The organism is Frateuria sp. sgz306004 (assembly GCF_057750885.1).
Genome location: NZ_JBYLFE010000008.1, coordinates 120,845 through 145,051 on the forward strand (window position 1 = coordinate 120,845; position 24,207 = coordinate 145,051).

Annotated in this window: 23 protein-coding genes; 13 read left to right on the forward strand and 10 right to left on the reverse strand. The window is 64.8% G+C overall.

Annotated elements, in window-relative coordinates; translation table 11 throughout:
- Positions 1–467: 467 nt before the first annotated feature.
- Positions 468–2,285, reverse strand: a complete 1,818-nt coding sequence (recQ, locus tag AC3G2C_RS17220) for a DNA helicase RecQ (RefSeq protein ID WP_488385868.1) — start codon at positions 2,283–2,285, stop codon at positions 468–470.
- Positions 2,286–2,547: 262 nt separating this feature from the next.
- Between recQ and AC3G2C_RS17225 the strand changes: the two genes are divergently transcribed.
- Entirely contained in the window at positions 2,548–5,430 is a 2,883-nt protein-coding gene (locus AC3G2C_RS17225; RefSeq protein WP_488385869.1) for a TonB-dependent receptor plug domain-containing protein, read from the forward strand.
- A 63-nt stretch (positions 5,431–5,493) separates the two neighbouring features.
- Here AC3G2C_RS17225 and AC3G2C_RS17230 read toward each other — a convergent pair whose 3' ends face one another.
- Positions 5,494–5,835, reverse strand: a complete 342-nt coding sequence (locus AC3G2C_RS17230) for an MGMT family protein (RefSeq protein WP_488385870.1) — start codon at positions 5,833–5,835, stop codon at positions 5,494–5,496.
- Between the two features lie 88 nt (positions 5,836–5,923).
- Between AC3G2C_RS17230 and AC3G2C_RS17235 the strand changes: the two genes are divergently transcribed.
- The gene (locus tag AC3G2C_RS17235; RefSeq protein ID WP_488385871.1) at positions 5,924–6,328 is read left to right on the forward strand and encodes a type III secretion system chaperone family protein; all 405 of its coding nucleotides are present in this window, start codon (positions 5,924–5,926) and stop codon (positions 6,326–6,328) included.
- Between the two features lie 48 nt (positions 6,329–6,376).
- Here AC3G2C_RS17235 and AC3G2C_RS17240 read toward each other — a convergent pair whose 3' ends face one another.
- The gene (locus AC3G2C_RS17240; RefSeq protein ID WP_488385872.1) at positions 6,377–7,498 is read right to left on the reverse strand and encodes an inorganic phosphate transporter; all 1,122 of its coding nucleotides are present in this window, start codon (positions 7,496–7,498) and stop codon (positions 6,377–6,379) included.
- A gap of 78 nt (positions 7,499–7,576) precedes the next feature.
- Entirely contained in the window at positions 7,577–8,206 is a 630-nt protein-coding gene (locus tag AC3G2C_RS17245) for a DUF47 domain-containing protein (protein ID WP_488385873.1), read from the reverse strand.
- A 177-nt stretch (positions 8,207–8,383) separates the two neighbouring features.
- Between AC3G2C_RS17245 and AC3G2C_RS17250 the strand changes: the two genes are divergently transcribed.
- Positions 8,384–9,706: a hemolysin family protein gene (locus AC3G2C_RS17250; RefSeq protein ID WP_488385874.1), complete on the forward strand. Its 1,323-nt coding sequence runs from the start codon at positions 8,384–8,386 to the stop codon at positions 9,704–9,706.
- 16 nt (positions 9,707–9,722) lie between these two features.
- Here AC3G2C_RS17250 and AC3G2C_RS17255 read toward each other — a convergent pair whose 3' ends face one another.
- Positions 9,723–10,496, reverse strand: coding sequence for an RNA methyltransferase (locus AC3G2C_RS17255; RefSeq protein WP_488385875.1), 774 nt, complete (start codon positions 10,494–10,496; stop codon positions 9,723–9,725).
- Between the two features lie 159 nt (positions 10,497–10,655).
- Between AC3G2C_RS17255 and AC3G2C_RS17260 the strand changes: the two genes are divergently transcribed.
- Complete coding sequence (locus AC3G2C_RS17260) at positions 10,656–11,459, forward strand: inositol monophosphatase family protein (protein WP_488385876.1); 804 nt, start codon at positions 10,656–10,658, stop codon at positions 11,457–11,459.
- 59 nt (positions 11,460–11,518) lie between these two features.
- Here AC3G2C_RS17260 and hda read toward each other — a convergent pair whose 3' ends face one another.
- The 3 genes from hda to AC3G2C_RS17275 all read right to left on the reverse strand — a co-directional run bounded on the left by hda (position 11,519) and on the right by AC3G2C_RS17275 (position 14,466).
- Positions 11,519–12,223: a DnaA regulatory inactivator Hda gene (hda, locus tag AC3G2C_RS17265; protein WP_488385877.1), complete on the reverse strand. Its 705-nt coding sequence runs from the start codon at positions 12,221–12,223 to the stop codon at positions 11,519–11,521.
- Entirely contained in the window at positions 12,220–13,401 is a 1,182-nt protein-coding gene (locus AC3G2C_RS17270) for an AI-2E family transporter (protein ID WP_488385878.1), read from the reverse strand. Before AC3G2C_RS17270 ends, hda begins: the two co-directional genes overlap by 4 nt.
- A gap of 84 nt (positions 13,402–13,485) precedes the next feature.
- Positions 13,486–14,466 carry a DUF2066 domain-containing protein gene (locus tag AC3G2C_RS17275; RefSeq protein WP_488385879.1) on the reverse strand — a complete coding sequence of 327 codons (981 nt, stop codon included), beginning with the start codon at positions 14,464–14,466 and terminating at the stop codon, positions 13,486–13,488.
- Between the two features lie 159 nt (positions 14,467–14,625).
- Between AC3G2C_RS17275 and purM the strand changes: the two genes are divergently transcribed.
- From purM to AC3G2C_RS17290, 3 genes are read left to right on the forward strand one after another with little or no spacing between them, the layout of a single operon-like run.
- Complete coding sequence (purM, locus tag AC3G2C_RS17280) at positions 14,626–15,654, forward strand: phosphoribosylformylglycinamidine cyclo-ligase (RefSeq protein WP_488385880.1); 1,029 nt, start codon at positions 14,626–14,628, stop codon at positions 15,652–15,654.
- 4 nt (positions 15,655–15,658) lie between these two features.
- Positions 15,659–16,327: a phosphoribosylglycinamide formyltransferase gene (purN, locus tag AC3G2C_RS17285; RefSeq protein ID WP_488385881.1), complete on the forward strand. Its 669-nt coding sequence runs from the start codon at positions 15,659–15,661 to the stop codon at positions 16,325–16,327.
- A gap of 56 nt (positions 16,328–16,383) precedes the next feature.
- Positions 16,384–17,100, forward strand: coding sequence for a DUF3108 domain-containing protein (locus AC3G2C_RS17290; RefSeq protein WP_488385882.1), 717 nt, complete (start codon positions 16,384–16,386; stop codon positions 17,098–17,100).
- A gap of 81 nt (positions 17,101–17,181) precedes the next feature.
- On the opposite strand, the gene murA is transcribed toward AC3G2C_RS17290, so the two are convergent.
- Both murA and AC3G2C_RS17300 read right to left on the reverse strand, forming a co-directional pair.
- A complete protein-coding gene (gene murA, locus AC3G2C_RS17295) occupies positions 17,182–18,441 on the reverse strand; it encodes a UDP-N-acetylglucosamine 1-carboxyvinyltransferase (protein ID WP_488385883.1) in 1,260 nt (419 codons plus the stop codon).
- A gap of 42 nt (positions 18,442–18,483) precedes the next feature.
- Entirely contained in the window at positions 18,484–18,723 is a 240-nt protein-coding gene (locus AC3G2C_RS17300) for a BolA family protein (RefSeq protein ID WP_488385884.1), read from the reverse strand.
- Between the two features lie 252 nt (positions 18,724–18,975).
- On the opposite strand from AC3G2C_RS17300, the gene AC3G2C_RS17305 reads away from it, so the two are divergent.
- The 6 genes from AC3G2C_RS17305 to AC3G2C_RS17330 all read left to right on the forward strand — a co-directional run bounded on the left by AC3G2C_RS17305 (position 18,976) and on the right by AC3G2C_RS17330 (position 24,173).
- Entirely contained in the window at positions 18,976–19,986 is a 1,011-nt protein-coding gene (locus AC3G2C_RS17305; RefSeq protein ID WP_488385885.1) for a KpsF/GutQ family sugar-phosphate isomerase, read from the forward strand.
- Between the two features lie 95 nt (positions 19,987–20,081).
- Entirely contained in the window at positions 20,082–20,621 is a 540-nt protein-coding gene (locus AC3G2C_RS17310) for a KdsC family phosphatase (protein WP_488385886.1), read from the forward strand.
- Entirely contained in the window at positions 20,618–21,286 is a 669-nt protein-coding gene (gene lptC / locus AC3G2C_RS17315) for an LPS export ABC transporter periplasmic protein LptC (protein ID WP_488385887.1), read from the forward strand. Before AC3G2C_RS17310 ends, lptC begins: the two co-directional genes overlap by 4 nt.
- 13 nt (positions 21,287–21,299) lie before the next feature.
- Positions 21,300–21,779 carry a lipopolysaccharide transport periplasmic protein LptA gene (lptA, locus tag AC3G2C_RS17320; protein ID WP_488385888.1) on the forward strand — a complete coding sequence of 160 codons (480 nt, stop codon included), beginning with the start codon at positions 21,300–21,302 and terminating at the stop codon, positions 21,777–21,779.
- Between the two features lie 3 nt (positions 21,780–21,782).
- Positions 21,783–22,502: an LPS export ABC transporter ATP-binding protein gene (lptB, locus tag AC3G2C_RS17325; protein ID WP_038620857.1), complete on the forward strand. Its 720-nt coding sequence runs from the start codon at positions 21,783–21,785 to the stop codon at positions 22,500–22,502.
- A gap of 210 nt (positions 22,503–22,712) precedes the next feature.
- Positions 22,713–24,173, forward strand: coding sequence for an RNA polymerase factor sigma-54 (locus AC3G2C_RS17330; RefSeq protein ID WP_488385889.1), 1,461 nt, complete (start codon positions 22,713–22,715; stop codon positions 24,171–24,173).
- Positions 24,174–24,207 lie beyond the last annotated feature (34 nt).

A 24,207-nucleotide genomic window follows, 5' to 3' on the forward strand; every position in this document is an offset into this window, starting at 1 on the left:
GGGGCGTCGTGAAGCGCCTGACGGGTAATAAAGTCGAGCCGCGCACCGTTTCCGGATGGGCACACAGCGCAATCCTTCGGGCCGGCGCGGGCCACGTGGCGGTCGAGAACAGGCTCTCAGGGATGCTCTGATTTTGATGGTCATCCCAGCGAGTGCTGGGATCCAGTGCCTGTAAATCACTGAACGCTAGGGCGCTGGATGACCAGCCCTTCGGCTGTTAGAAAGCACCTCCTGCTCTTGCCCCCTTCTTGGGGTCCGCAGGAATAACGAGCAAAACATCGCCTATCTAGGGGTGCTCCGCTTTTGACCGTCATCCCAGCGAATGCTGGGATCCAGTGCCTGTAAATCATTGAATGTTAGGCGCTGGATGACCAGCCCTTCGGCTGTTAGAAAGCACCTCCTGCTCTTGCCCCCTTCTTGAGGTCCACAGGAATGACGAATAAGAAGTCGATTAATCAGACCTTCCCTCAGGCCTCGTTGGCGTTGATCACCGCCAGGAAGTCGTGCCCGTAGCGCTTGAGCTTGGCCTCGCCCACGCCGCTGATAGCCGCCAGCTCCTGCTCGTTGGAAGGCAGGGCGCGGAGCATGGCGAGCAAGGTCGCGTCGTGGAAGATCACGTAAGGCGGCACACCGTGCTGGCGCGCCAGTTGGGTGCGTAGCTTGCGAAGTTCGTCCCACAAGGGCTGCTCGTAGGCTTCCACACCCACGCTAGCGCCGGTGATGAGCTGGCTATCGCGGCGTTTGCGCGCGGCGCGCGGTGGACGCGCGTCCTCACGCAGGCGCACCGACTGGTTCCCCACCAGCACGTCGCGACTGGCCTTGGTGAGGCGCAAGGTGCCAAAGCCTTCCGCATCCGCTTCCAACAGGCCCATCGCCAGCAGTTGTCGAAAAACCGAGCGCCATTGTTTGTCGTCCATATCGGCGCCGATGCCGAAGGTGGACAGGCGATCGTGCCCCAGGCTGCTCATGCGTTCGCTGTCTTCGCCGCGCAGGATATCGATGACGTGCCCCGAGCCGTAACGCTGCCCGCTGCGATACACCGCCGACAGCGCCTTCTGCGCCGGCACGGTGGCGTCCCAGGTCTTGGGTGGCTCCACGCAGTTGTCGCAGCGGCCGCAGGGGCCATGGAAGCTTTCGCCGAAGGCCGCCAGCAGCAACTCGCGGCGACATTGCGTGGCCTCCGCGTAGGCCAGCAGGGATTCCAGCTTCTGCCGCTCGACGCGCTTTCGCTCATCGGCCGACTCGGACTGGGCGATCATCTGGCTCATGGTCACCACGTCGGAGAGGCCGTAGATCATCCAGGCTTCCGCAGGCAGGCCGTCACGGCCGGCGCGACCGGTTTCCTGGTAGTAGCCCTCCATGCTGCGCGGCAGATCCAGGTGCGCCACAAAGCGCACGTCGGGCTTGTCGATGCCCATGCCGAAGGCGACGGTGGCCACCATCACCAGGCCATCCTCGCGTAGGAAACGGCGCTGGTGCGCGTGGCGCGTCGCGGCATCCAGCCCCGCGTGATACGGCAGTGCGTCGATGCCGGCCTCCGCCAGCCAGGCGGCGGTTTCATCCACCTTGCGGCGGCTGAGCGCATAGACGATGCCGGTGTCGCCGCGATGGCGCTCCAGAAAATCCATCAACTGGCGGCGCGCGTTGTGGCGCTGCCCCACCAAGTAGTGGATGTTGGGTCGATCAAAGCTGGACACGAACGGGCGCGCGTCCTGCAATGCGAGGCGCTCGACGATTTCCTCTCGCGTGCGTTCATCCGCCGTGGCGGTAAGCGCGATGCGCGGCACCCGCGGAAAACGCTGGTGCAGCACCGCCAGCTCGCGGTACTCGGGGCGGAAATCGTGGCCCCATTGCGACACGCAGTGCGCTTCGTCGATGGCGAACAAAGCCACTTCGGTGCGTTCGAGCAGGCTCAGGAAGCGCCCGGTGAGCAGGCGCTCCGGCGCCACGTAAAGCAGATTCAATTCGCCTGCCAGCAGCTGCCGCTCCACCTCGCGCTGATCTTCCGCGCTGAGGCTGGAGTTGAGGTAGGCGGCTGACACACCGGCTTCGCGCAGGGCGTCCACTTGATCCTGCATTAGGGCGATCAGCGGCGACACGACGATACCGGTGCCTTGCCGCACCAAAGCGGGTACTTGGTAACAGAGCGACTTGCCACCACCGGTAGGCATGAGCACCAACGCATCGCCACCGTCGATCAGATGCTCGACGATGGCCTGCTGGTGACCGCGGAACTGGGTATAGCCGAAAACGCTATGAAGAATATCGAGGGGCGAAGAAACCATTGGTGGATGCTAGCAAAACCCCTTAATCCAGCCGAGCACCGCCACCGCCCACATCAAGTGCGACATGACTCACATTTTTGCTTGCCGGAGACTCACATCTCGACGGCGCAGTCAATAGATGGCGGCTGAACACAGAGAAATCATTATGTGAACTGCCGCACGTGACGGGCGGAGGCCCCCTTCCCCCCCGTTGATCTTCCGCCCGTCACGTTGCGACAGCCCCCATTGGGGGCTTTTCATTTCTCTGGAGTTGGGAAAAACCATGAAATTGCTCAAGGACGGCGGACTAGCCGCGGCCATTCGTATTGCCATTGCTACAGGCGGCCTGCTGGCCGCGGAGTCGGTTCTCGCCCAGGACACGGGCGCCCAAGCGGACACCGCCGCCGCCAAGAACCTGGAGACCGTAACGGTCACTGGTTCGCGTATTCCTCGGGTTGATATCGAGACTGCGCAACCGGTGCTCTCCATCAGTCGTACGCAGATCGAAAACCAGGGCTTCACCTCCGTCGCTGACATCATGCAAAACCTGACGGAGGTGGGCTCTCCGCCCATCAGCCGCGCGCAGGCGCTATCGTCCGGTGAGAATGTGGGCGGCTACTACGTGGATTTGCGCAACATTGGCGCCAACCGCACCTTGGTTCTCGTCAATGGCAAGCGTCTGGGTGCGAACACTACCGGGTACCAAGACCTCGACCAGATTCCCGTCTCCGCCATCGACCGCATCGAGGTACTGAAGGACGGCGGCTCATCGATCTACGGCTCGGACGCCATCGCTGGCGTCGTCAACATCATCACCCGAAGCAAATTTACCGGCGCAGAAGCCAACGCCTACGTTGGCGAATACGACCAGGGCGACGGCACCGCACAGAAGTTTGACTTCACCCTGGGCACCGCCAACGAGCGCGGCTCGCTGATGCTCAGCGCTCAATATGCCAAGGACGACCCCATCCTGGCTAAGGATCGTAGCTTCAGTGCTTACCCGGCGGGCCCCAACCATCCCGCCGATGGCTGGAGCGCGATTAGCCAGAACGGCTCGTTCACCGGCCCGTGCGGCCCCGGCGGCGCGATAGCGAGCTGCACACTTGGCAAGGGCCTCGATCCGCGCGATATCGCCAACTATCACCCGATCACGCCGGCCGAGTACTCCAACGCCAATCAGCAGATGACGCTGCAAACCGGCTCACAGCGCACGTCGCTGTTTGTGGCGGGCGAATACAAAGTGCTGGAGGACGTAACGTTCAATTCGGACTTCCTCTACAACAAGCGCAGCACCACGCAGCAGATTGCCGGCTATCCCTACCAATCCACCGGGTTCAAGGCGTTCAAAACCCCTCTGAGCGCAAGCAGCTATTTCAACCCGCTGGGCAAGGACATTTCCTTTGCGCGTCGAGGCTGGGAAGTGCCGCGCACCACCGACAGCGAACTTGAGACATATCGCTGGTCGGCCGGATTCAACGGTGCCTTCGCGTTGGGCCAGCACACGTGGACCTGGGACGTTGGCGCGATGACGAATCGCAACAACATGCTCAAGATCGGCCACGGCGATTTCAACCTCGTCAGTGCCGCTGCGGCGCTCGGCCCCTCGTTCCTTGGCAGTGACGGCCAAGTGCATTGCGGTACGGCAAGCGCCCACATCAGCGGGTGCGCCCCCTGGAACCCGCTATTGCCGTACGGACAGGCCGGGGCAGGCTCACTGGCCAATGCTGATTTGCAGGCCTACCTGTTCCCCGAATATCACGACACGGGCAAGACCACGACCACTGACTATACGGCGAACATCGCGGGCACGTTCCCCGGCCTGCCGGCGGGCGATATTGGCATCGCAGCAGGCATCGAACATCGGCGAGACGGTGGCAGCTTCGTGCCGGATGCCTTTCGTCAGTCCGGCCTGAGCTCGGGCCTTGCCTCCACCATCACCAAGGGCAGTTACACGGTAGACGAGGCCTACCTAGAGTTCGACGTGCCACTGCTCAAAGACATGACGATGGCGCGCGAGCTGTCGATCGACGTGGCGAGCCGTTACTCCAACTACGACAACTTTGGCAGCACCACCAACAGCAAGGCCAGCATCAAGTGGAAGCCCATCGACGACCTGCTCGTTCGTGGTAGCTGGGCGCAGGGTTTCCGCGCTCCCACCATCGCGAATTTGTATGGCGGAACATCCAGCAGTTTCGAAAGCTATACCGACCCGTGCGATACGCATAGCGGTGCAGCTACCGGCAACCCCGGGGTGGCTGCCCGCTGCGTAGCCGGCTTCGGCGGTCAAGCGGGCACGCCCGTCAATTACGTGCAGCTTGGCCAAGGGTTGAAACCTTGCACCACCTATCCCTGTGCGACTGGATATGAGTTCATCAGCGGCTCCAACCCAAACCTGACTCCGGAGACCGCGACCACGCGGACGCTGGGCTTGATCTATAGCCCTCATCAAATCGAAGGCTTCGACGTATCGCTGGATTGGTACAAGATCGATATCAAGAATGTAATTGCCACGGATGAGGTGCAGGACATCCTGGATGACTGTTATGTGGCGGGCATTACCTCACGTTGTACAGGGTTCGTTCGCGACCCGAGCAGCGGCGTTATCACAAGCATGCTCTATGGCATAACCAACAAGGGCTGGCAAAAGACGGCCGGTTATGACTTTGGCGCGAACTACCGCTTTAGTGTCGGTTCCCTGGACAAGTTCGTCGTGCGCTGGAACACCACCTATGTGGACTACAACGACATCAAGGCGGACGACAATCCCGAGACCATCGTTGAGCCACTGACGGGCTATCGCGGCAATTTCCGCACCCGATCGAACCTCACGGTCGACTGGAGCCGCGGCATTTTCGGCATGACGTGGACAACGCGCTATTACTCGGGCATGACGGAGCGCTGCTCCTATGCCTCCGAGTGCAATGATCCCAACCACATCGACCCGTTCAATGGGGCCCAGGCCCAACGCCACACGGGGTCGACGACGTTCAATGATGTTCAGTTCCGGTGGAAGATGCCCTGGAAGGGAGTCATTTCGGTCGGAGCCAACAACGTCTTCGACAAGGCCGGCCCCATCATGTACAGCAAGCCCAATAGCAGCTTCGTGTACTACGGTGGTTTCGATATTGGTCGCTTCTACTACCTGAAGTACACGCAACGCTTCTAACCGCTTTGAGAGCGTCAACCGAGGGCAGCCTGCAAGGCTGCCCTCGTGCATTGCGATTCGTCTTTATGAGGCTGGCATGCCCCACAGCGCCCTATCCAGATCGGCATCCAACCCGAATGTGGCTAGCGGTACGCGGCCATTGCGCACCTCGACGCCCTCGGCCTTGAGCCGACGGCTTTGCTCCCGGAACCCTCGACTACCCGGCGGAAAGGCGATGTGGCCGCTGGATCGCAGCACGCGATACCACGGCAGTTCCATGCCATCGGGCACTTCGCCAAGCGCGCGACCGACCAGCCGTGCCCGTCCGGGCAGGCCCGCACGCGCAGCAATGGCGCCGTAGCTGGCCACGCGGCCAGGGGGAATCGCCGCAATGGCGGCAAAGATGCGGGCATGGGCATCGTTCATGGGCTTATCCATGATCTTGAACAGGCTCTTTACACCGGGTCGTGGCACAGTAGCGAGGCAACCGCCGCCTGCCAAGGAGACCGCACCCATGCGCCATTTCGAAGCCGTGCGTTCCCACATCGGCAGCCTGCACGAGTTGCGCCACAACGACCCTTACCTGATCAGCTTTGACCTGACCCTGCCGCAGAACCGGCATCAGGGCATTTACCTGGCGGAGCTGGAGGACGAAGCGGGCCGACGCTACCTGCGCATCTCCACACCGGTAGGGCCACTGGCCGGGGCAGACCCACGCCGCTGCCTGCGTTTCAACTGGGAACAGCGCAACGGCTTTCTTGCGGTGGCCGATTTGGACGGCTCGCCCTACTTGCACCTGTGCGAAAACCGTCCCTATGAGCTACTCGACGCTGCCGAGCTCAAGCGTTTGATTGAGGAACTCGGCCAGCTGGGCGACCAATTGGAGCGAATCGTCGCCACAGGCGGCGACGATCTCTAGTACCTGCGCGTAGCGCGATCTCCCGCCAGAGGGAGATCGCGCAGGGCGTCAGAAGAGCGCCGACAGACGCACCAGCCCGTAGGCCAGCAGTGCGGTGATCGGCAAGGTGAGAATCCACGCCCACACCATGCGCTCCACCACCGACCAGCGGATGGCGTTCCAGCGCTTGGCCGCACCCACGCCCATGATCGAGGCAGACACGTTGTGCGTGGTGGATACCGGAATGCCGAAGTGGGTCGCCAGCAGGATCACGGAGGCCGAGCTGGTTTCGGCGGCAAACCCGTTGATCGGGTGCAGCTTGACCATGTTGTGGCCCAACGTCTTGATGATGCGCCAACCGCCGCTCGCCGTACCCACGGCCATGGTCAATGCACAAACCACGGCCACCCACATGGGTACATCGAAGCCGCCGCCGACATCACCGTGGATGCGCAGGAAGCCCAGCCAATTCGGCAAGTCCACGAACTGGCCAGCCGCCGTCGCACCCGCGAGGGCCATGGCAATGATGCCCATGCTCTTTTGGCCGTCGTTCGAGCCGTGAGCCAAGCCCATGGCGCCCGCAGAAATGATCTGGGCCTTGCCGAAAAAGCTATTCACGAACGGTGTACGACCAAAACGGCGCAGAAAACCCGTGCGGCTCGCAAACCAGCTCAACAGCGCGTAAAGCAAGCCCATCACGGTGAAGCCGATGATGAAGCCGCCCAGCGGCGATACGATCATGGGCACGATGACCTTGGGGATCACACCTGAACCCTTCCACCAATGATCGCCGCCCTGCGACCAGATGATCGACTGGAAGTTGTCGCCAGAGGATGCGATGGCCGCGCCCACCAGCGCGCCGATCAGCGCGTGGCTGGAGCTGGACGGCAAGCCCCGCCACCAGGTAATGAGGTTCCACACCGTGGCGGCCAGCAGGGCGCAAATGAGCAATACGGGGCCCGCATCGATCACTTGGCTGTTGATCAGGCCCGCTGCGATGGTTTTGGCCACCGCCGTACCCCACAACGCGCCGATGAGGTTGGTGATGGCCGCCAGCATCACCGCCTGACCGGGGGTAAGCACTTTGGTCGCCACGACGGTGGCGATGGAGTTGGCGGTGTCGTGAAAACCGTTGATGTAGGTAAAGGCCAGCGCAATAAGCACCACCGCAACAACGAGGCCGATGCTCATGCATGCACCTCGCGCGCGATGGCCGAAGCCCGGTTGGCGACCGGGCGGCGCGATTGGAGACAGGTCATCGGGCCGGCCTCAGGAGTTCTTCAGCACGATCGAGTAAACGATGTTGCCGACGTCACGGCACTTGTCGATCGCCTTCTCCATCAGCTCGAACAGATCCTTGGCCAGCATGGCGCGCATGGCGTCGTTACCTTCCACGTAGAGCGTGCGATACGGCGAAAGCAGCATGCGATCGCCTTCCGACTCCAGCGTCTGCAGGCGATCCTGCAGCTTCTTCACCGGGTCGATGCGCAGACCGCGACGCAGCTCGCCGATCATCTCCGACACCACCTCGGTGGCGCGCTCGAGCACCATGGCGCGGGCGGCGAAATCCACGTCGCCCATCCGATCGGAAACGATCTCGTAGCGCTCAGCGAACTTCTCGATGGTTTTGGGAATCTTGTACAGCGCCGAGTTGAGCGCCTCGATGTCCTCGCGGTCGAGCGCGGTGACAAAGGTGTTCACCAGCTCCTCGCTGATCTTCCCGGCAAGCGCTTTTTCGCGCTGACGCGCGGCAGCAAAGGCGGCCATCACGGGGGCGTGATCTTTGCGGGTGACCAGCTCGTGCAGGGCCTTGGCGCTCTCGTGCGCCGCTTCGGCGCTTTGCTCGAGCAGACCATAGAACTTGTCACCTTTGCCGAAAATCGTTTGCAATGAAAACATGCGGTTATTGCCTGGGGTGCGGGGCTGAAATGACGCGTATGTTACAGGAGGCCCCTGCCGCACCGCATCACGGGCCCAAGACGGGCCGTCGCAGGCCCGCCCGGTGACCCTGAACGCGCCCTCAGCCCTTACACTCCGTCTCATGTCCTTACGCGACCTCCCCCGCCGGCCGCCCCGATGCTGACCGACTTTGCGATTGTTCTGGTTCTTTCGCTGTTCAACGGGTTCTTCGCCCTGTCGGAGATGGCCCTGGTCGCCTCCCGCAAGACCCGCCTCAAGCACATGGCCCGCACCAGCCGGCGCGCCCGCGCGGCGCTGCGCAATGCCGAGGCGCCAGAGCGCTATCTATCCACCGTGCAGGTGGGCATGACCCTGGTGATCCTGGTCACCGGCGCGCTGGCTGGCGATGCCGTGGGCGACCACATCGCCACCGCCATCCACGGCGGGCGGGCGGCTTGGCTGGAGCCCTATGCCCGCGTGGCGGGGCTGGTGCTGGGCTTCGTGCTGATTTCGTTTATCCAGATCGTGGTGGGCGAGCTGGTGCCCAAGCGCCTCGCGCTGTCCGCCCCCGAGCGTATCGCCGGCCTTGTGGCGCTGCCTATGCTGGTGCTGTCACGGCTGACAGCGCCCTTCGTGTGGCTGCTCAATGCCTTCAGCAGCGCATTGCTGCGCGTGATGGGCGTGCGCGGTCGCGGCAGCGATGTGGCGACCGAAGAGGAAATCCGCCTGTTGGTGGCCGAAAGCGCCGAGCACGGCGTGCTCGACCGCGACGAACACAACATGGTGAACCGCGTGCTGCGCCTGGGCGATCGCACGGTGGATAGTGTTATGACACCCCGCACGCGCATCGTGTGGCTGGATGCCGCCGCCAGTTACCAGGAAAACGCTGAAATCCTGCGCAGCACCCCCTATTCCCGCTACCCGGTGTACCGCGGCGACGAAAGCGACGTGCTGGGCGTGGTGGAGGTCAAGCGCCTGCTGCGGGGCTATGCCGAGGGCAAGCCGGATGTGTTCGGCCACCTGGTGAAGCCGCTCTACGTCCCCGCTACCGCCCGCGCGCTTGACCTACTAGAGGAGTTTCGCGACGCCGAGACCCAACTTGCCCTGGTGGTGGACGAATACGGCGACATCGTGGGCCTGGTCACGCTCAATGATTTGCTGGCGGCCATTGTGGGCGCCACCCAGCTCGGTAGCAGCGGCAAGGAGGAGAACGCCCTGGTAGTGCAGCGCGAAGACGGCAGTTGGCTGATCGACGGCTCGCTCTCCACCGATGACCTGCGCGAACTGATGCAGGTGGACGCCCTGCCCGCCGAGGACGAACACGATTACCGCACGGCCGCCGGCATGGTGATGGCCGCGCTGGGCCATATCCCCCAAACCGGCGAAGTGCTGGAGTGGAACGGCTTCCGCGTGGAGGTGGTCGATTTGGACGGGGCCCGTATCGACAAGCTGCTGATCACCCGCAAACCGCCCATCGACGTGGACGAAGACGGCTTCTAATAACCGCCTCGTGCGATCACCGCTTGTCGCCCTTGAGCTTGCCGTTGGCGATGCCAGCCATGCGCTGAGCATCGGCAAAGATGCCGTGCAATACGCGCAACTCGCGCTCATCGGGCTGGGCACGCTGGAACAGCTTGCGCAGGCGCAGCATGATCGTGGTCGGCGCGCGCCCCTTGTGAAAGTCGATGTCGTCCAGCATCTGCGCCAGGTGCTCGAAGAAGCGCTCCATCCGCGCCGCGTCGGCCGGCGGTTCGGCATCCTCGCGTACCGGCGCGCTGATGTCGCCCAGCGAGGCCACGCGCAGCTCATAGGCCATCACCTGCACGGCCTGCGAAAGGTTGAGCGAGCTGAAATCATCCACGCTGGGAATGCGCACCATGGCGTGGCAACGGGCCAGTTCTTCGTTCTCCAGGCCGGTGCGTTCGTTGCCGAACACCAGCGCCACCTGCTCGCCGCGAGCGGCGGCAGCCAGGGCGCGGGCGGCCGCCTCGCGCGGCGTAAGTTCTTCCAAATCCACCCCTCGCCGGCGCGCCGACAGGCCCAGCGCAAGGCTGGTGCCAGCCAGGGCATCCACCAGCCCGTCGCTCACGGTGGCCCGTTCCAGCACCTCGTCGGCGCCTGCCGCCAGCGCCGAGGCCTCGCGGTCGGGGAAGCGATGAGGGGCCACCAGAGCCATCCGGTCGAAGCCCATGGTGCGGATGGCGCGCGCGGCGCTGCCAATATTGCCCGGGTGCGAGGTGCGCACCAGCACGTAGCGGATGCGGGCTGCGAGGTCGGATTCAGCGGTCATTGAGGTGGCCAGACACGTGCAAATGGTCGCAAAGCTTGGAAATTGCCGGCCCCCGTGTCAAACCCGCCGTTCAAGGGGCTGTCCAGGGCGGCCTGAACAATGGCGCCGGGTCTGTTAAACTTTCCAGCCGAAACCCCCGTTCTTTCGAAAGTCGAAGCCATGCCAAGACCCGCCGTCAATGTCGCGGTGCGCGCCGCGCGCTCCGCAGGAAACATCATCCTGCGCTACATGAACCGTATCGACGGACTCAATGTCGTCGAAAAGCAACGCATGGACTTCGCTTCCGAGGTCGATCGCCTGGCCGAAGCCGAGATCGTCAAGGAACTCAAGCGCGCCTACCCCACGCACGCCTTTCTCGCCGAGGAAGCCGGCGCCATTGGCAAGGGCCCGCTGGTGTGGGTGATCGATCCGCTGGACGGCACGCACAACTACCTGCGCGGCATTCCTCACTTCTGCGTGTCCATCGCACTGCTCGACAAGGGCGAGCCGGTGTACGCGGTGGTGTTCGACCCGCTGCGCGATGAACTATTCACCGCGAGCAAGGGTGACGGCGCGTACCTCAACGACCGCCGCATCCGCGTGAGCCGCCGCGACAACCTGGGCGGCGCGATGATCGCCACGGGCTTCCCGTACCGCCAGCGCTCGTACCTGGATGCGCAGCTGGACATGACGCGCGCCCTGCTCGGCCAGGCCGAGGACATCCGTCGCTCCGGCTCCGCCGCACTCGACCTGGCCTACGTGGCCGCCGGTCGCTATGACGGCTACTTCGAAATCGGCCTGAAGCCCTGGGACATGGCCGGCGGCGCCCTGCTGGTGCGCGAGGCGGGCGGTCGCTACTGCGACTTTGCCGGTCGCGACGGCATCCCCGAGAGCGGCAACATCATCGCCGGCAACCTCAACGTGGCGCAGGCCATGGTGGATGCCATCAGCGCCAATGCTACGCCGCGGCTGTTGATGGCCTAACGACGCAGCAGTCTCGACTAACAAAAAGCGCCCCGTGGGGCGCTTTTTTTTGTATCCGCTCAGACGCCTGGCTCGATCTCGCGCAGAAAGTCCCGCAAGAACGGCACCGTGATGCGCCGACGCGCGGCGAGCGAGGCCTGGTCAATGCGATCGAGCAAGTCGAGCAAGGCACCCAGGTCGCGGGCGTAGCGGTTGAACAGCCAGTCGAGCACGGTGTCGTCCAGCTCGATGCCGCGCTGGGTCGCCTGCTTGCGCAGCACCGCGCGACGCTCGGCATCATCCAGCGGCTTGAGTACCGCCTGTTGGCAGGCCCCCAGGCGCGAACGCAGGTCCGGCAGAATCAGACCCAGTTGCGAGGGCAGCGATTCGGCGGCGAACAGCAAAGTGGCGCCGTCGGCCCTGGCCATGTTGTACACGTCGAACAGGGCGTGCTCGGCCTCGCGGTCGCCGGCGATCACACCCAGGTCATCCAGCGCCAGGAACTCGCTGCCGGCCACGCCGCGGATCGCTGTGACGTGATCGTCGATGCGGGCCAGCGGCAGGTACTGCACCGTGCGCCCGCCCAGGATGGCCGCCTGGCAGGAGGCCATGAGCAAATGGCTCTTACCGCTGCCGCTGGGGCCGGCCAGATACAACCATGGCGTACCCGGCTCACGTGCCAGCAGCTCGCAGGCGGCAAGCGCTTCGGCATTGGAGCCGGGGAAGAAATGTTCAAAGCGCTGGCGGCGCGGCCAGCGCAATGCAAGCGGCATCTGCGGAATCATGGGGGGGGAACTGCATCCTTCTTGGCATCGCGGCCGCCGACAACGGTTTGGGTCTCCACCGTTCCCTCGGGGGTGTCGACGATCACGTCCACCTCGGCCAGCACCGGGTCACCGGCGCCCTCCTCAGTATAAAGCTCGCTCTGGCGGTAGCGCTCGGTAAGGTAGCGCAATAGCACCAAAATCACTGAAGCGGCCGGCAGCGCCAGCAGGATGCCCAGGAAGCCGAACAGGTAACCGCCCGCCAGCACGGCAAAAATCACCGCTACTGGGTGCAGGCCGATTTTCTCGCCCACCAGGCGCGGCACCAACACGTAACCTTCCAGGAGCTGGCCTACGGTGAAAATGCCGACCACGATAAGCACGTGGGTCCAGTCGCCGTACTGCACCAGGGCAGCGATCAGCGCCGAACCGAAGCCCACGATAAAGCCCAGGTAGGGCACGAAGCTCAGCAGGCCGGCCACCATGCCGATCAGCGGGCCCACCGACAGGCCCATGATGGTTAGCGACGCGCCGTAGAAGATGCCCAGCGCCAGCATGACTGCCAGCTGGCCGCGCACGAAGGCGCCCAGCACGCTGTCCGCCTCGCGCGCCAGGTGGGCAACGGTGGGCTCCACCGAACGCGGCAGGATGCCGTCGATCCAGGCCACCAGGCGATCCCAGTCGCGCAGCAGGTAGAAGGCCACCACCGGGATCAGCACCAGGTTGGTAAGCCAGGCGATCACGCCAAGGCTGGAGCGGGAGATCTTGCCCAGCACGGCGGAAGCGGCGTCGCCGATGGAACCAAGATGCGACTTGATCTCTTCCACCAGGCGGTCGGTATCGAAGGCGCGCGGATCCAGGTGCAGCTTGGCCTGCACCCAGGGCAGCGCGGTACTGCGCGCCCAGTCCACGTAGCGCGGCAAGTTCTGCACCAAGTTTTCCACCTGGCGCGAGATCAACGGGATCAACAGCAGCAGCGCGCCGATAGCCGCCAGCAGAAGCACAATGAACACGATGCTCACCGCCAGCGTGCGCCCCATGCCCAGACGCTGCAGACGATCGGCCAGCGGGTCGCCCAGGTAGGCGAGCATGGCCGCCACGGCGAAGGGCATCAGCACCGGCGCCAGCAGCCAGAAAACATAGAGGATGGCCGCGGTAATCGCGATCATCTGCCAGCGGCGGGAGGTGTCATGCGTCATCGGCATGGCTCTTCGGGTGGGCGGACCAGTGTGACGGATGCGTCAGGGCATCGCCAGCGAACCGATGCAAGGCTGGCCTTTTGCTCAGTGCACCCAGCGCAGGCTGGCATCGGCACCGGCGTGGGCATCGCCGCGCAGCAGGCGGCCGCCAGCAGCAAGGTTGGCCGAGAGCGTATCCATCGGCAGGCTGGCTTTGACTGCCAGCAGCATGCCGTCGCCCTGGGCGCTCAACATACTCACCTGGCGGATGGTGGGGTCGGCACGCAAGGCGGCTAGCAGGTTGGCGAAGTCCATGGCGGAATTGACTTGCGATACCCACAACTTGCCGTCGACGGTGGCCGAGCCGATCACATTGAGCTGCTTGCCCAGGCGATCGGCCAGGCTGTTACCGGCCTCGGCCAGCGCGGCGCCGACGTTGGCGCCGTTCGTGCTCCAACGCTGCTGCGGGCCACCGGATACCAGCGCCCAGTCCGCACCGGTGCCATGCACCTGACCCAGCAGGATCAAACCTGTCTTGTACTGGCGGGCCAGCCCACCGAGCTGATCGGGCTCGGCACTGGTGAGGTTGGGGGTGTCGCCCACCTTGCCCGGGTCGGCCAGCACGGCGCTGTAGCCGCGCGCGGTGAGCGCCTGCGCCATCGGAGCCAGGGCATCGCGTGTCAACACGCTGCCGTCCTCATCGCGCACCACCAGCAACACGGGCGGACGTGGGCCAGCTGCCGCCACGCCCAGTTGCGTGACCAGACGTTGCACCGCGGCCTGGTCAAAGGTGACCTGCAGACTGAGGCCCGTGGTGGCGCGTTGGTATTGAAACTGCTGCACGATGCCCGACGCCCCCTTGAGCGCATCGGCGTAACCGGGCTTGCTGCTGAGGTCTTGGCCAGCAGCGGTACGTGCCAGCACCTGGGCCAATGCATCGCCGAAGGCATTATTGCGGGCACCGTCGCTGGTATCGGCCACGGACACCACGACGGTATAGGGCGACACCTGCCCCTGGGCATGCACGGGGAGCAGCGGGGCGAACCCCAGCATCAGGCAGACGAGCAAGAGTCGGGACAGGCGCATGGGGAGGCGGAATCCGTTGGGAACCGGGAAAGTCTGCCCAATCCGCCCCTCAGCGTCCATCGAAGGCACCCCATTTCCACGCCTGCCGAGCGCAGCGCCCCAGGCAGGAAGCCCCCTACGCTGCTACACTTTGGCGTTTCCCATCGCTGGGTTTTCCCCATGTCCGACGCCCTCACCTACCGCTCCGCCGGTGTCGATATCGACGCAGGCAATGCCGTGGTCGAACGCATCAAGCCCCTGGTCAAGCGCACCTTCCGTCCTGAGGTCATGGGCGGCCTGGGCGGCTTCGGCGGCCTGTTCGACCTGTCCGGCCGTTACAAGGAGCCGGTGCTGGTCTCCGGCACCGATGGTGTGGGCACCAAGCTCAAGCTGGCACAGCAGTTGGGCCGCCACGACACCATCGGCATCGACCTGGTGGGCATGTGCGTCAACGACGTGCTGGTGCAAGGAGCCGAGCCGCTGTTCTTCCTGGACTACTTCGCCACCGGCAAGCTGGACGTGGACACCACCGTGGCCGTGGTCGGCGGCATCGCCAAGGGTTGCGAGCTGGCCGGTTGCGCGCTGATCGGCGGCGAGACGGCCGAAATGCCCGACATGTACCCGCCGGGCGAATACGACCTCGCCGGCTTTACCGTGGGCGCGGTGGAGAAATCGCACCTGCTCAGCGGCGACGCCATCGTGGCGGGCGACGTGATCCTGGGCGTGGCCTCCTCCGGCCCGCACTCCAATGGCTACTCGCTGATCCGCAAGATCCTCGATCGCGCTGGCCGCCCGCTGGATCTGGACCTCGGCGGCGTGACGCTGGCGGACGCACTGATGGCGCCGACCACCATCTACGTGAAGCCCATGCTCGACCTGTTGAAGAACCAGCCGGTGCACGGCATGGCCCACATCACCGGTGGCGGCCTGAAGGAAAACATCATCCGCGTGGTGCCGGATGCCCTGGGCATCCAGCTCGATGCCGCCGCCATCGTGCTGCCGCCGGTGTTCGAGTGGCTGATGCGCGAAGGCAACGTGGCCCGCGAGGAAATGTGGCGCACCTTCAACTGTGGCGTGGGCTTTACGGTGATCCTGCCGCGCGACGCCGTGAGCAGCGCCTCCGCGCTGCTGGCCAAGCACGGCCTGGCCAGCTCGGTGATCGGCGAGATCGTGCCCGCCCAGGGCGACGAGCGCGTGCACATCGGCTAAGCCCGTGAGCCACCCGCGTCTGCGTGTCGCCGTGCTCGCCTCCGGGCGCGGCAGCAATCTGGAAGCCTTGATCGCCGCCCGCGACGCGGGTGCACTGCCGGTCGACTTTGTGCTGGTCGGCAGCGACAAGGCCAGCGCGGGCGCGCTGCAACTGGCGGCGAACGCGGGCATTCCCACCTTCACGCTGAGCCCGAAGGGTTTTGCGAGCCGTCTCGACTACGACCTGGCGCTGTTCCGCCAGCTCGACGCCAGCGGCGCCGACGTACTGGTGCTGGCCGGCTTCATGCGCATCATCGACGGCGAGGCCCTTAAGCCGTGGGTGGGTCGGATGATCAACATCCACCCTTCCCTGCTGCCCAAGTACCGCGGCCTGCATACGCATCGTCGCGCACTGGAAGCGGGCGACGCCGAACACGGCGCCAGCGTGCACTACGTAACCGCCGAACTGGATGGCGGCCCCGTGATTGCCCAGGCCTGCATCGACATTCGCCCGGGTGACGATGAGCACGCGCTGGCCCAGCGCCTGCTCGCCTACGAACACCAGTTGCTGCCGGCCGTGCTGCGACTGATCGCCGAACACCGCCTCCGCCTGACGCCGCCCGACGGCATCGCACTGGACGGCCATGCCCTGCGCGCGCCGCTGCAACTGCGCAACGGCGATTTGGTTGACTGAAGGCGTCACCCGCCCGCTACAACTCGTTCAGGCTTGCCGCGTAGACTCCGGTCCCCATGACCTCATTCCACGCCATCCGCTCGTCCCTCGCCGGCCTCGCCCTGGCCTTGTCCACCACCGCCGCACTAGCCGCCGCCGGCCCCGCACCGTTCACCGCCACCTACCAGGTGTCGCAGGGTGGCCAGGTGATCGGCGAGGCAGTGGTCACGCTCAAGCCCTCGACCGACGGGCAATGGGAATACAGCAACCAGACTCACGGCACCGCCGGCATTGCCGCCGCCCTGGGCGCCAACTCCAACGAAACCACGCGCTTTCGCTGGAACAACAACGCCCCCGAGACGGTGAGCTACGACTACCGCATGGATGCCGCCATCAAGAGCAAGCAACGCCACACCGACGTGGACTGGAGCACCGGCCAGGTCACGGTCAACGAAGGCAAAGGCCCGATGAGCTACCCCAGCGCGCCGGGACTGGTAGACCGCAACACCACGCCGTACGCCATTGGCCTGGCCTTGCGCTCGGGCAAGCAAGAGGTGGCCCTGCCCGTGGCCGTGAAGCGCAACGTGGAAACCCAGGCATTCAAAGTGGCCGGCAAGGACACGGTGAAGGTGCCCGCAGGCAGCTTCCAGACCGAGCGCGTGGTGCGCAGCGGCGATGAACATGCTTTCAGCGCGTGGTATGCGCCGCAGAAGTATCCGGTACCGGTAAAGCTGGCACAGAGCGATGGCGGCAACCTGGAGTTGCAGCTGGTGAGCTACAAGAACGGCAACTGATGACACCTTGAAGGCCCGGGTGCCGCACCTACGAAAAAGGCCGCTTGCGCGGCCTTTTTCATGCACCCAAAGCGTAAACGCTCAGGACGGCAGGCGGCGAATCTTCGCGCCGAGCACGCCCAGCTTCTCTTCGATATTCTCGTAGCCGCGATCGATGTGATACACGCGATCGACAATGGTGTCGCCCTGGGCAACCAGGCCAGCCAGCACCAGGCACGCCGATGCGCGCAGGTCCGTGGCCATGATCGGCGCGCCGCTCATCTTTTCCACGCCCTTGATGATGGCGGTGTTGCCTTCCAGGCGAATGTCCGCACCCAGGCGCTGCAGTTCCAGCGCATGCATGAAGCGGTTCTCGAACACTGTTTCAGTGATGACGCCCACACCCTCGGCCACGCAGTTGAGCGCGGTGAACTGCGCCTGCATGTCGGTGGGAAACGCCGGATACGGCGCGGTGGTGATGTTCACCGCCTTGGGGCGACGACCGCGCATGTCCAGCTCGATCCAGTCGGCACCGGTGGAAATATGCGCGCCGGCATCTTCCAGCTTGGCCAGCACCGCTTCGAGCGTGTCGGCGCGCGCGTTGCGCGCACGCACCTTGCCACCCGTCATGGCGGCGCCCACCAGGAAGGTGCCGGTTTCGATGCGATCGGGCAGCACTTCGTACTCGGCGCCATGCAGACGCTCGACACCATGGATGGTGAGCGTGGAAGTGCCGGCGCCCTCGATCTGCGCGCCCATGGCGATCAGGCAATGCGCCAGGTCCACCACCTCCGGCTCCTGGGCGGCGTTCTCGATGATGGTGGTGCCCTGCGCCAGGGCGGCGGCCATCATGATGTTCTCGGTACCGGTGACGGTCACCATGTCCATGGCGATGCGCGCACCCTTGAGGCGCTTGGCCTTGGCCTTGATATAGCCATTCTCCACGACCACGTCGGCGCCCAGCGCCTGCAGGCCACGGATGTGCTGATCTACCGGGCGCGAGCCGATGGCGCAACCACCCGGCAGGGACACCTCCGCCTCGCCGAAGCGGGCCACCAGCGGGCCCAGCACCAGGATCGACGCGCGCATGGTGCGCACCAGATCGTACGGGGCGAAGTACTTGTCGGTGGAGCGCGGGTCGATATGCATCTTCATGCGGTCGTCCAGCACCAGCTGCGTGCCCATCTGACCCAGCAGCTCGATGAAGGTGGTGACGTCGTGCAGATGCGGTACGTTGCTGATCGCTACCGGCTCGTCGGCCAGCAGGCAGGAAGCGAGAATCGGCAGCACGGCGTTCTTGGCGCCAGAAATGCCCACCTCACCGTGGAGCGGCTCGCCGCCACTGATCAGGATCTTGGCCATCAAAAGTCCTTGCGAAAAGTCGTGAGGGTAACCGCGCAGCCCTTATCGGCGCGCAGCAACCTCTTGAGGGGTCAGGGTTTTCAGGGCAAGCGCATGAATCGCGCCACCCATGAGATCGCCCAGCGTGCCGTACACCAGGCGATGACGTGCCAACGGCAGCTTGCCGGCGAACTGCTCAGCCACCACTTCGGCTTCGAAGTGCACGCCGTCGTCACCGCTGACGGTGGCCTGCGCACCGGGCAGGCCTTGTTCGATCATTGCCTGGATGGTGGCAGCGTCCATGGTTGTTCCACTAACAGAGGTCGGTCAGCGCCACGGGTCTGGATGCGTTCCAAGCCCCTGGCCACCGACTATGACGTTAAAATGCGAATATGCCATGTTAATGGAAAACCTCTGTCGCAGAAACGACACGCGTTACCGGCGGCCTCGAGCCCCAATCCCCGGTATCGCGCAACCCCATGATTCAGTAAGGCATTCACGCACCGAGCCCGCCTGGCCAGGTGTCGGAATGTCGGCACCTACCCCCGAGGACGCATGAACGCCCACGTCGCCCCAGCCAGCCAGCACGCGATCAACGCCGAGGCCATCGTGCACAGCGCGCGCACCGTGATCGCCACCGAGGCGGCTGCCATCCGCGCTCTGGAGCCGCGCATCGGGCCCGAGTTCGTGGAGGCCTGCCGCCTCATCATGGGCTGCGCGGGGCGCGTGGTTGTCACCGGCATGGGCAAGTCGGGCCATGTGGGCCGCAAGATCGCCGCCACGCTGGCCTCCACCGGCACGCCGGCCTTCTTCGTCCACCCGGGCGAAGCCAGCCACGGCGACCTGGGCATGATCCTGCCGCAGGACGTGGTGCTGGCCCTGTCCAACTCGGGTGAAACCGACGAAGTGCTGTTCATCCTGCCGGTGATCAAACGCCAGGGTATTCCGCTCATCGCCATTACCGGCAATGCGCACTCCTCGCTGGCTGATCAGGCCGAGGTGCACCTGGACGCCAGCATCGCCGCCGAGGCCTGCCCGCTGGGCCTGGCGCCGACCGCCAGCACCACCGCGGCGCTGGTGATGGGCGACGCCCTGGCCATCGCCCTGCTGGAAGCACGCGGCTTCACCTCCGAGGACTTCGCCCGTTCGCATCCGGCCGGCAGCCTGGGCCGCCGCCTGCTGCTGCACATCAGCGACGTCATGCACACCGGCGAAGGCATCCCGACCGTGCCGCCCAACGCCACGCTTACCCAGGCGCTGATGGAAATGACCCGCAAGCACCTGGGCATGACCGCGGTGATCGATGCGGACCGTCGCCTGCTGGGCGTGTTCACCGATGGCGACCTGCGCCGCGCCCTGGACGACGACGGCGTGGACCTACGCGGCGCCAGCGTGGCCGAACTCATGACCCGCGGCCCCAAGACCATCGGCGCCGACAAGCTCGCCATCGAAGCCGCGCAATTGATGGAAAAACACCAGATCCACGCCCTGCTGGTGGTCAACGACCAGCAACAGGTGGTGGGTGCGCTGAACATTCACGATCTGCTCCGCGCCCGTGTGGTCTGATCGAAAGGCTCGGCTGCTATCACTGACCGCGTGCACCATCCCGCCGTCCCGGCGTTGGACGGTATCGCCCCCTCGCCCCCTTGCCGACCGCATCCATGTATCTGGCTGATATCCCCACTGACGTAATCGCCCGTGCCGCCAAGATCCGTCTCGTCGTGTTCGACGTGGACGGCACCCTCACCGACGGTCGCCTGTGGTACGCCGAAGACGGCCACGAGACCAAGGTGTTCCATGTGCACGACGGGCTGGGCCTGAAACTGCTCATGGCCAATGGCGTGCAGATCGCCATCATGTCCGCGCGCATCAGCCACCCGGTGGCGCTGCGTGCGGAGGAGCTGGACATTGCCCACGTGTACCAAGGCCAGGGCGACAAGCGCGCCTGCCTGGAGCAACTGATCGACGCCCTCGCGCTATCCCCCGAGCAGGTGGCCTTCGTGGGTGACGATCTGCCCGACATCCGCCCCATGCGCATGGCTGGCCTGGCCATCGCGGTGGCCAATGCCCACCCGTGGGTCAAGGAACAGGCGCATTGGCAGACCCGGCTGGGCGGCGGCCTCGGCGCGGCGCGGGAAATCGCCGACCTGATCCTGCACGCCCAAGGCCGCTCGACCGCCGAGCGGGAGCGCTGGCTGTGAGTCTGCGCTCCTATCTGCGCGACCGGGGCATCCCGGTAGCGATCGTGCTGGTCGGCCTGGCCACGGGCAGCGCCCAAATGCTGTATTGGTGGCTGGCGCCGGCCCCCAAGGTGAGTGATTTTGTGGGTCCACCACGTTCGGGCTACACGCTGACCAACTTCCGCCTGTGGTCCTACGGCGTGGACGGCCTGCCCAGTTTCAGCATGGTCGCCCCGCACCTGGAGCGCCGCGAGAACGACGAATCGCTGTACATCAACACGCCCAAGTTCGAACTGCCCTCCAACGAGGAAGGCATACCCCCGTGGCGCGGCGACTCGCTGTACGCCTGGGTGGACAAGAGCGGTACCCTGCTCAAACTGCAGGGGCCGGTGTACATGCACCGTGACGCTTTCGGTGACACCGATGCGGCCGAGCTGCACACCTCCGAGGTGACCTCCTGGCCCAAGGAAAACCGCATGGTCACCGACGCCCCAGCGCACATGAAGCAAGGCGCACGTACACTTAACGGGGTAGGCATGCGCGCCAACCTCAATACCAATCATCTGGAGCTGCTCGATGAAGTCACCGGCTCGTTTCCGCCGCGCCCTAAAAAGTCCCAAGCTGCACCTCGGGCTGCTGTGCCTGGGGCTGCTCACCCTGCAGCCGGCGCTGGCCAAGCAGGATGACCGCAACCAGCCGATGAACTTCTCGTCCAAGTCCATGGACGGCTTCAACGCGCCCAACACCATCACCACCCTCACCGGCAACGTGATCGCCACTCAGGGCACCATGAAGCTAACCGGCGAAGTCGCCAAGCTCTACCTCGATGGCGACACCCAGGTATCGCGCGCGGTGGTGACCGGCAAGCCGGCGCACATCGAACAGATCGACGACGCTGGCAACCTGATGCAGGGCGACGCCGCCCAGCTCGACTACGACAACATCAACGGCATTGCCGTGCTCACCGGCAACGCCGTGGTGCGCCAGCAGGGTCGCGGCGAGTTCCATGGCGACAAGCTCACCTACAACACCCAGACCGCGCTGATCACCGGCGAGGCGGGTGGCGACGGCCTGGTGCACGGCACCATCCTGCCCAAGCAGAAGCCCGGCACCCCGGCCGCCACGCCGGCCAAACCGGCACCGCAACAGCCCGCCACCAAGCCGGCCGAGGGCCATTGATCGATGCTTTCCGCTGAAGGGCTGCAAAAAAGCTTCAAGTCGCGCCAGGTCGTGCGCGACTTCGCCTTCTCCATCCGCGAGGGCGAAGTAGTGGGACTGCTCGGCCCCAACGGCGCCGGCAAGACCACCTGCTTCTACATGGTGGTGGGCCTGATCGAGGCCGACGCCGGCGTGATCAAGCTGGACAAGCAGGACATCACCGGCCTGCCCATGCATCAACGCGCCAAGCTCGGCATTGGCTACCTGCCGCAGGAGGCGTCGGTGTTCCGCCGCCTGAGCGTGGCCGACAACATCATGGCGGTGCTGGAGCTGCGCGAAGGCTGGGACGAGAAGCGCCGCGCCAACGAGCTTGAGAGCCTGCTGGACGAACTGAAGATTGCGCACATTGCCGACCAGAAAGGCATCAGCCTTTCCGGTGGCGAGCGTCGCCGCGTGGAAATCGCCCGCGCCCTGGCGGCTCACCCCCGCTACATGCTTCTGGACGAACCGTTCGCCGGCGTGGACCCGATCTCGGTCGGCGAAATCCAGCGCATCGTGCGCCACCTCAAGGAGCGCGGCATCGGCGTGCTGATCACCGATCACAACGTGCGCGAAACCCTTGGTATCTGCGACCGCGCCTATATCCTCAACGATGGCGAAGTGCTGTCGCGTGGCACCCCGGCGCACATCCTTGCCGACGAGAAGGTACGAGAGGTCTACCTGGGGCGCGAGTTCCGTCTGTAAGCCCTGTAAGCCGACACCGCGCACCCGCCAGCTTCGCGCAAGGTGGGCGCACTCCATATGTCGCAGCCGACTGCCCGGATGGGCTATTGGGTCGCATACTGGCGTAGGAGTATCCGCCGTACGGGATACATCAATCTGCGAACGGCGCTATGGCCGCTCGAACCAGCAAGGGGTTACGATGACCTTGCCTACATATTTGATTTGACTGGCATGAAACCCGGACTGCAGTTTCGACTCAATCAGCAGCTCACGCTGACGCCACAGTTGCAGCAGGCCATCCGCTTGCTGCAGTTGTCGCAGCTGGAGCTGGAGGCGGAACTGCGCCAGATGGCCGAAAGCAATCCATTGCTGGAGTTCTCCGAGGACAACCCGGAGAGCGCCGACGCGGACGAGCGCGAGACCCTCGACATCCCCGCCAGCAACACCAGCAGCACCTCCAGCAACGACACCGTCGACGATAGCGACGCCCCCGAGTGGAGCGACGGCGATGGAGCCGGCGAAGACCCCATCGACTTTTCCGTCGGTAGTGGCGCATCGCGCAACGGCAGTGGCGACGACGACGGCTTCGAACCACAGAGTGCCGCACCGGAAACGTTGCAGGAGCACCTGCTGTGGCAGCTCAATCTCTCGCACATGAGCGTGCGCGAGCGCACCATCGCCACCGTGCTCATCGACGCGCTCAATCCCGATGGCTATCTCACCGAAAGCATGGAATCGCTGCTCGCGGCCGTGCCCTCGGATGCGAAGGCGAGCGCGGCCGAAGTGGAGCACGTGCGGCGTTTACTGCAGCGCTTCGACCCCACCGGCATTGCCAGCATCGACCTGCGCGATTGCCTGCGCGTGCAACTGGAGCAATTCGATCCTGACTTTCCGCAGCGCGAACTGGCGCTGCGCATCGTCGATACCGAACTCGAACTTCTCGCCCGCAACGACATTACGCGCCTGGCGCGCAAGCTTAAGGCGAGCGAGGACGACACCGCCGCCGCTGCCGTGCTGATCCGCAGCCTCGACCCGCGCCCCGGTGCGGCGCTGGACGTCACGCCCGTGGAATACGTGGCGCCCGACGTGTATGCCCGCAAGGACGGTGGCCGCTGGCGCGTCAGCCTCAACCCCGACTGCCAGCCCCGCCTGGGCCTCAACCAGCACTATTGCGGCCTGATCGCCCAGGCCCGCGGCAGCGATGCCAGTTGGATGCGCGGCCAATTGCAGGAGGCCCGCTGGCTGATCAAGAGCTTGGAATCCCGCGCCGAGACGCTGCTCAAGGTGGCCGAGGCCATCGTGCGGCGCCAGAGCGCCTTCCTCGACTACGGCCCCGAAGCGATGCACCCGCTGGTGCTGCGCGAAGTGGCCGAGGAGGTGGGCATGCACGAGTCGACAATTTCACGTGTAACTACTCGCAAGTACATCCACACGCCACGTGGCACTTTCGAGCTCAAGCATTTCTTCTCCAGCGGCGTGTCCACCGAAGATGGAGGCAGCGCCTCGGCCACCGCCATCCAGGCCATGCTACGCAAGCTGGTGGATGCGGAAGACCCGCGCAAACCGCTATCGGATCAGGCCATCGCCGAAGAACTTCACCGCAAGGGTATTCAGGTTGCCCGCCGCACGGTGGCGAAGTACCGTGAAGCCATGCGCATCCCCAGCTCCAGCGAACGGCAGCGCGCCGGCTGAGCCTGCTTACGCCGACCGCGGCAAAACGTCCCGG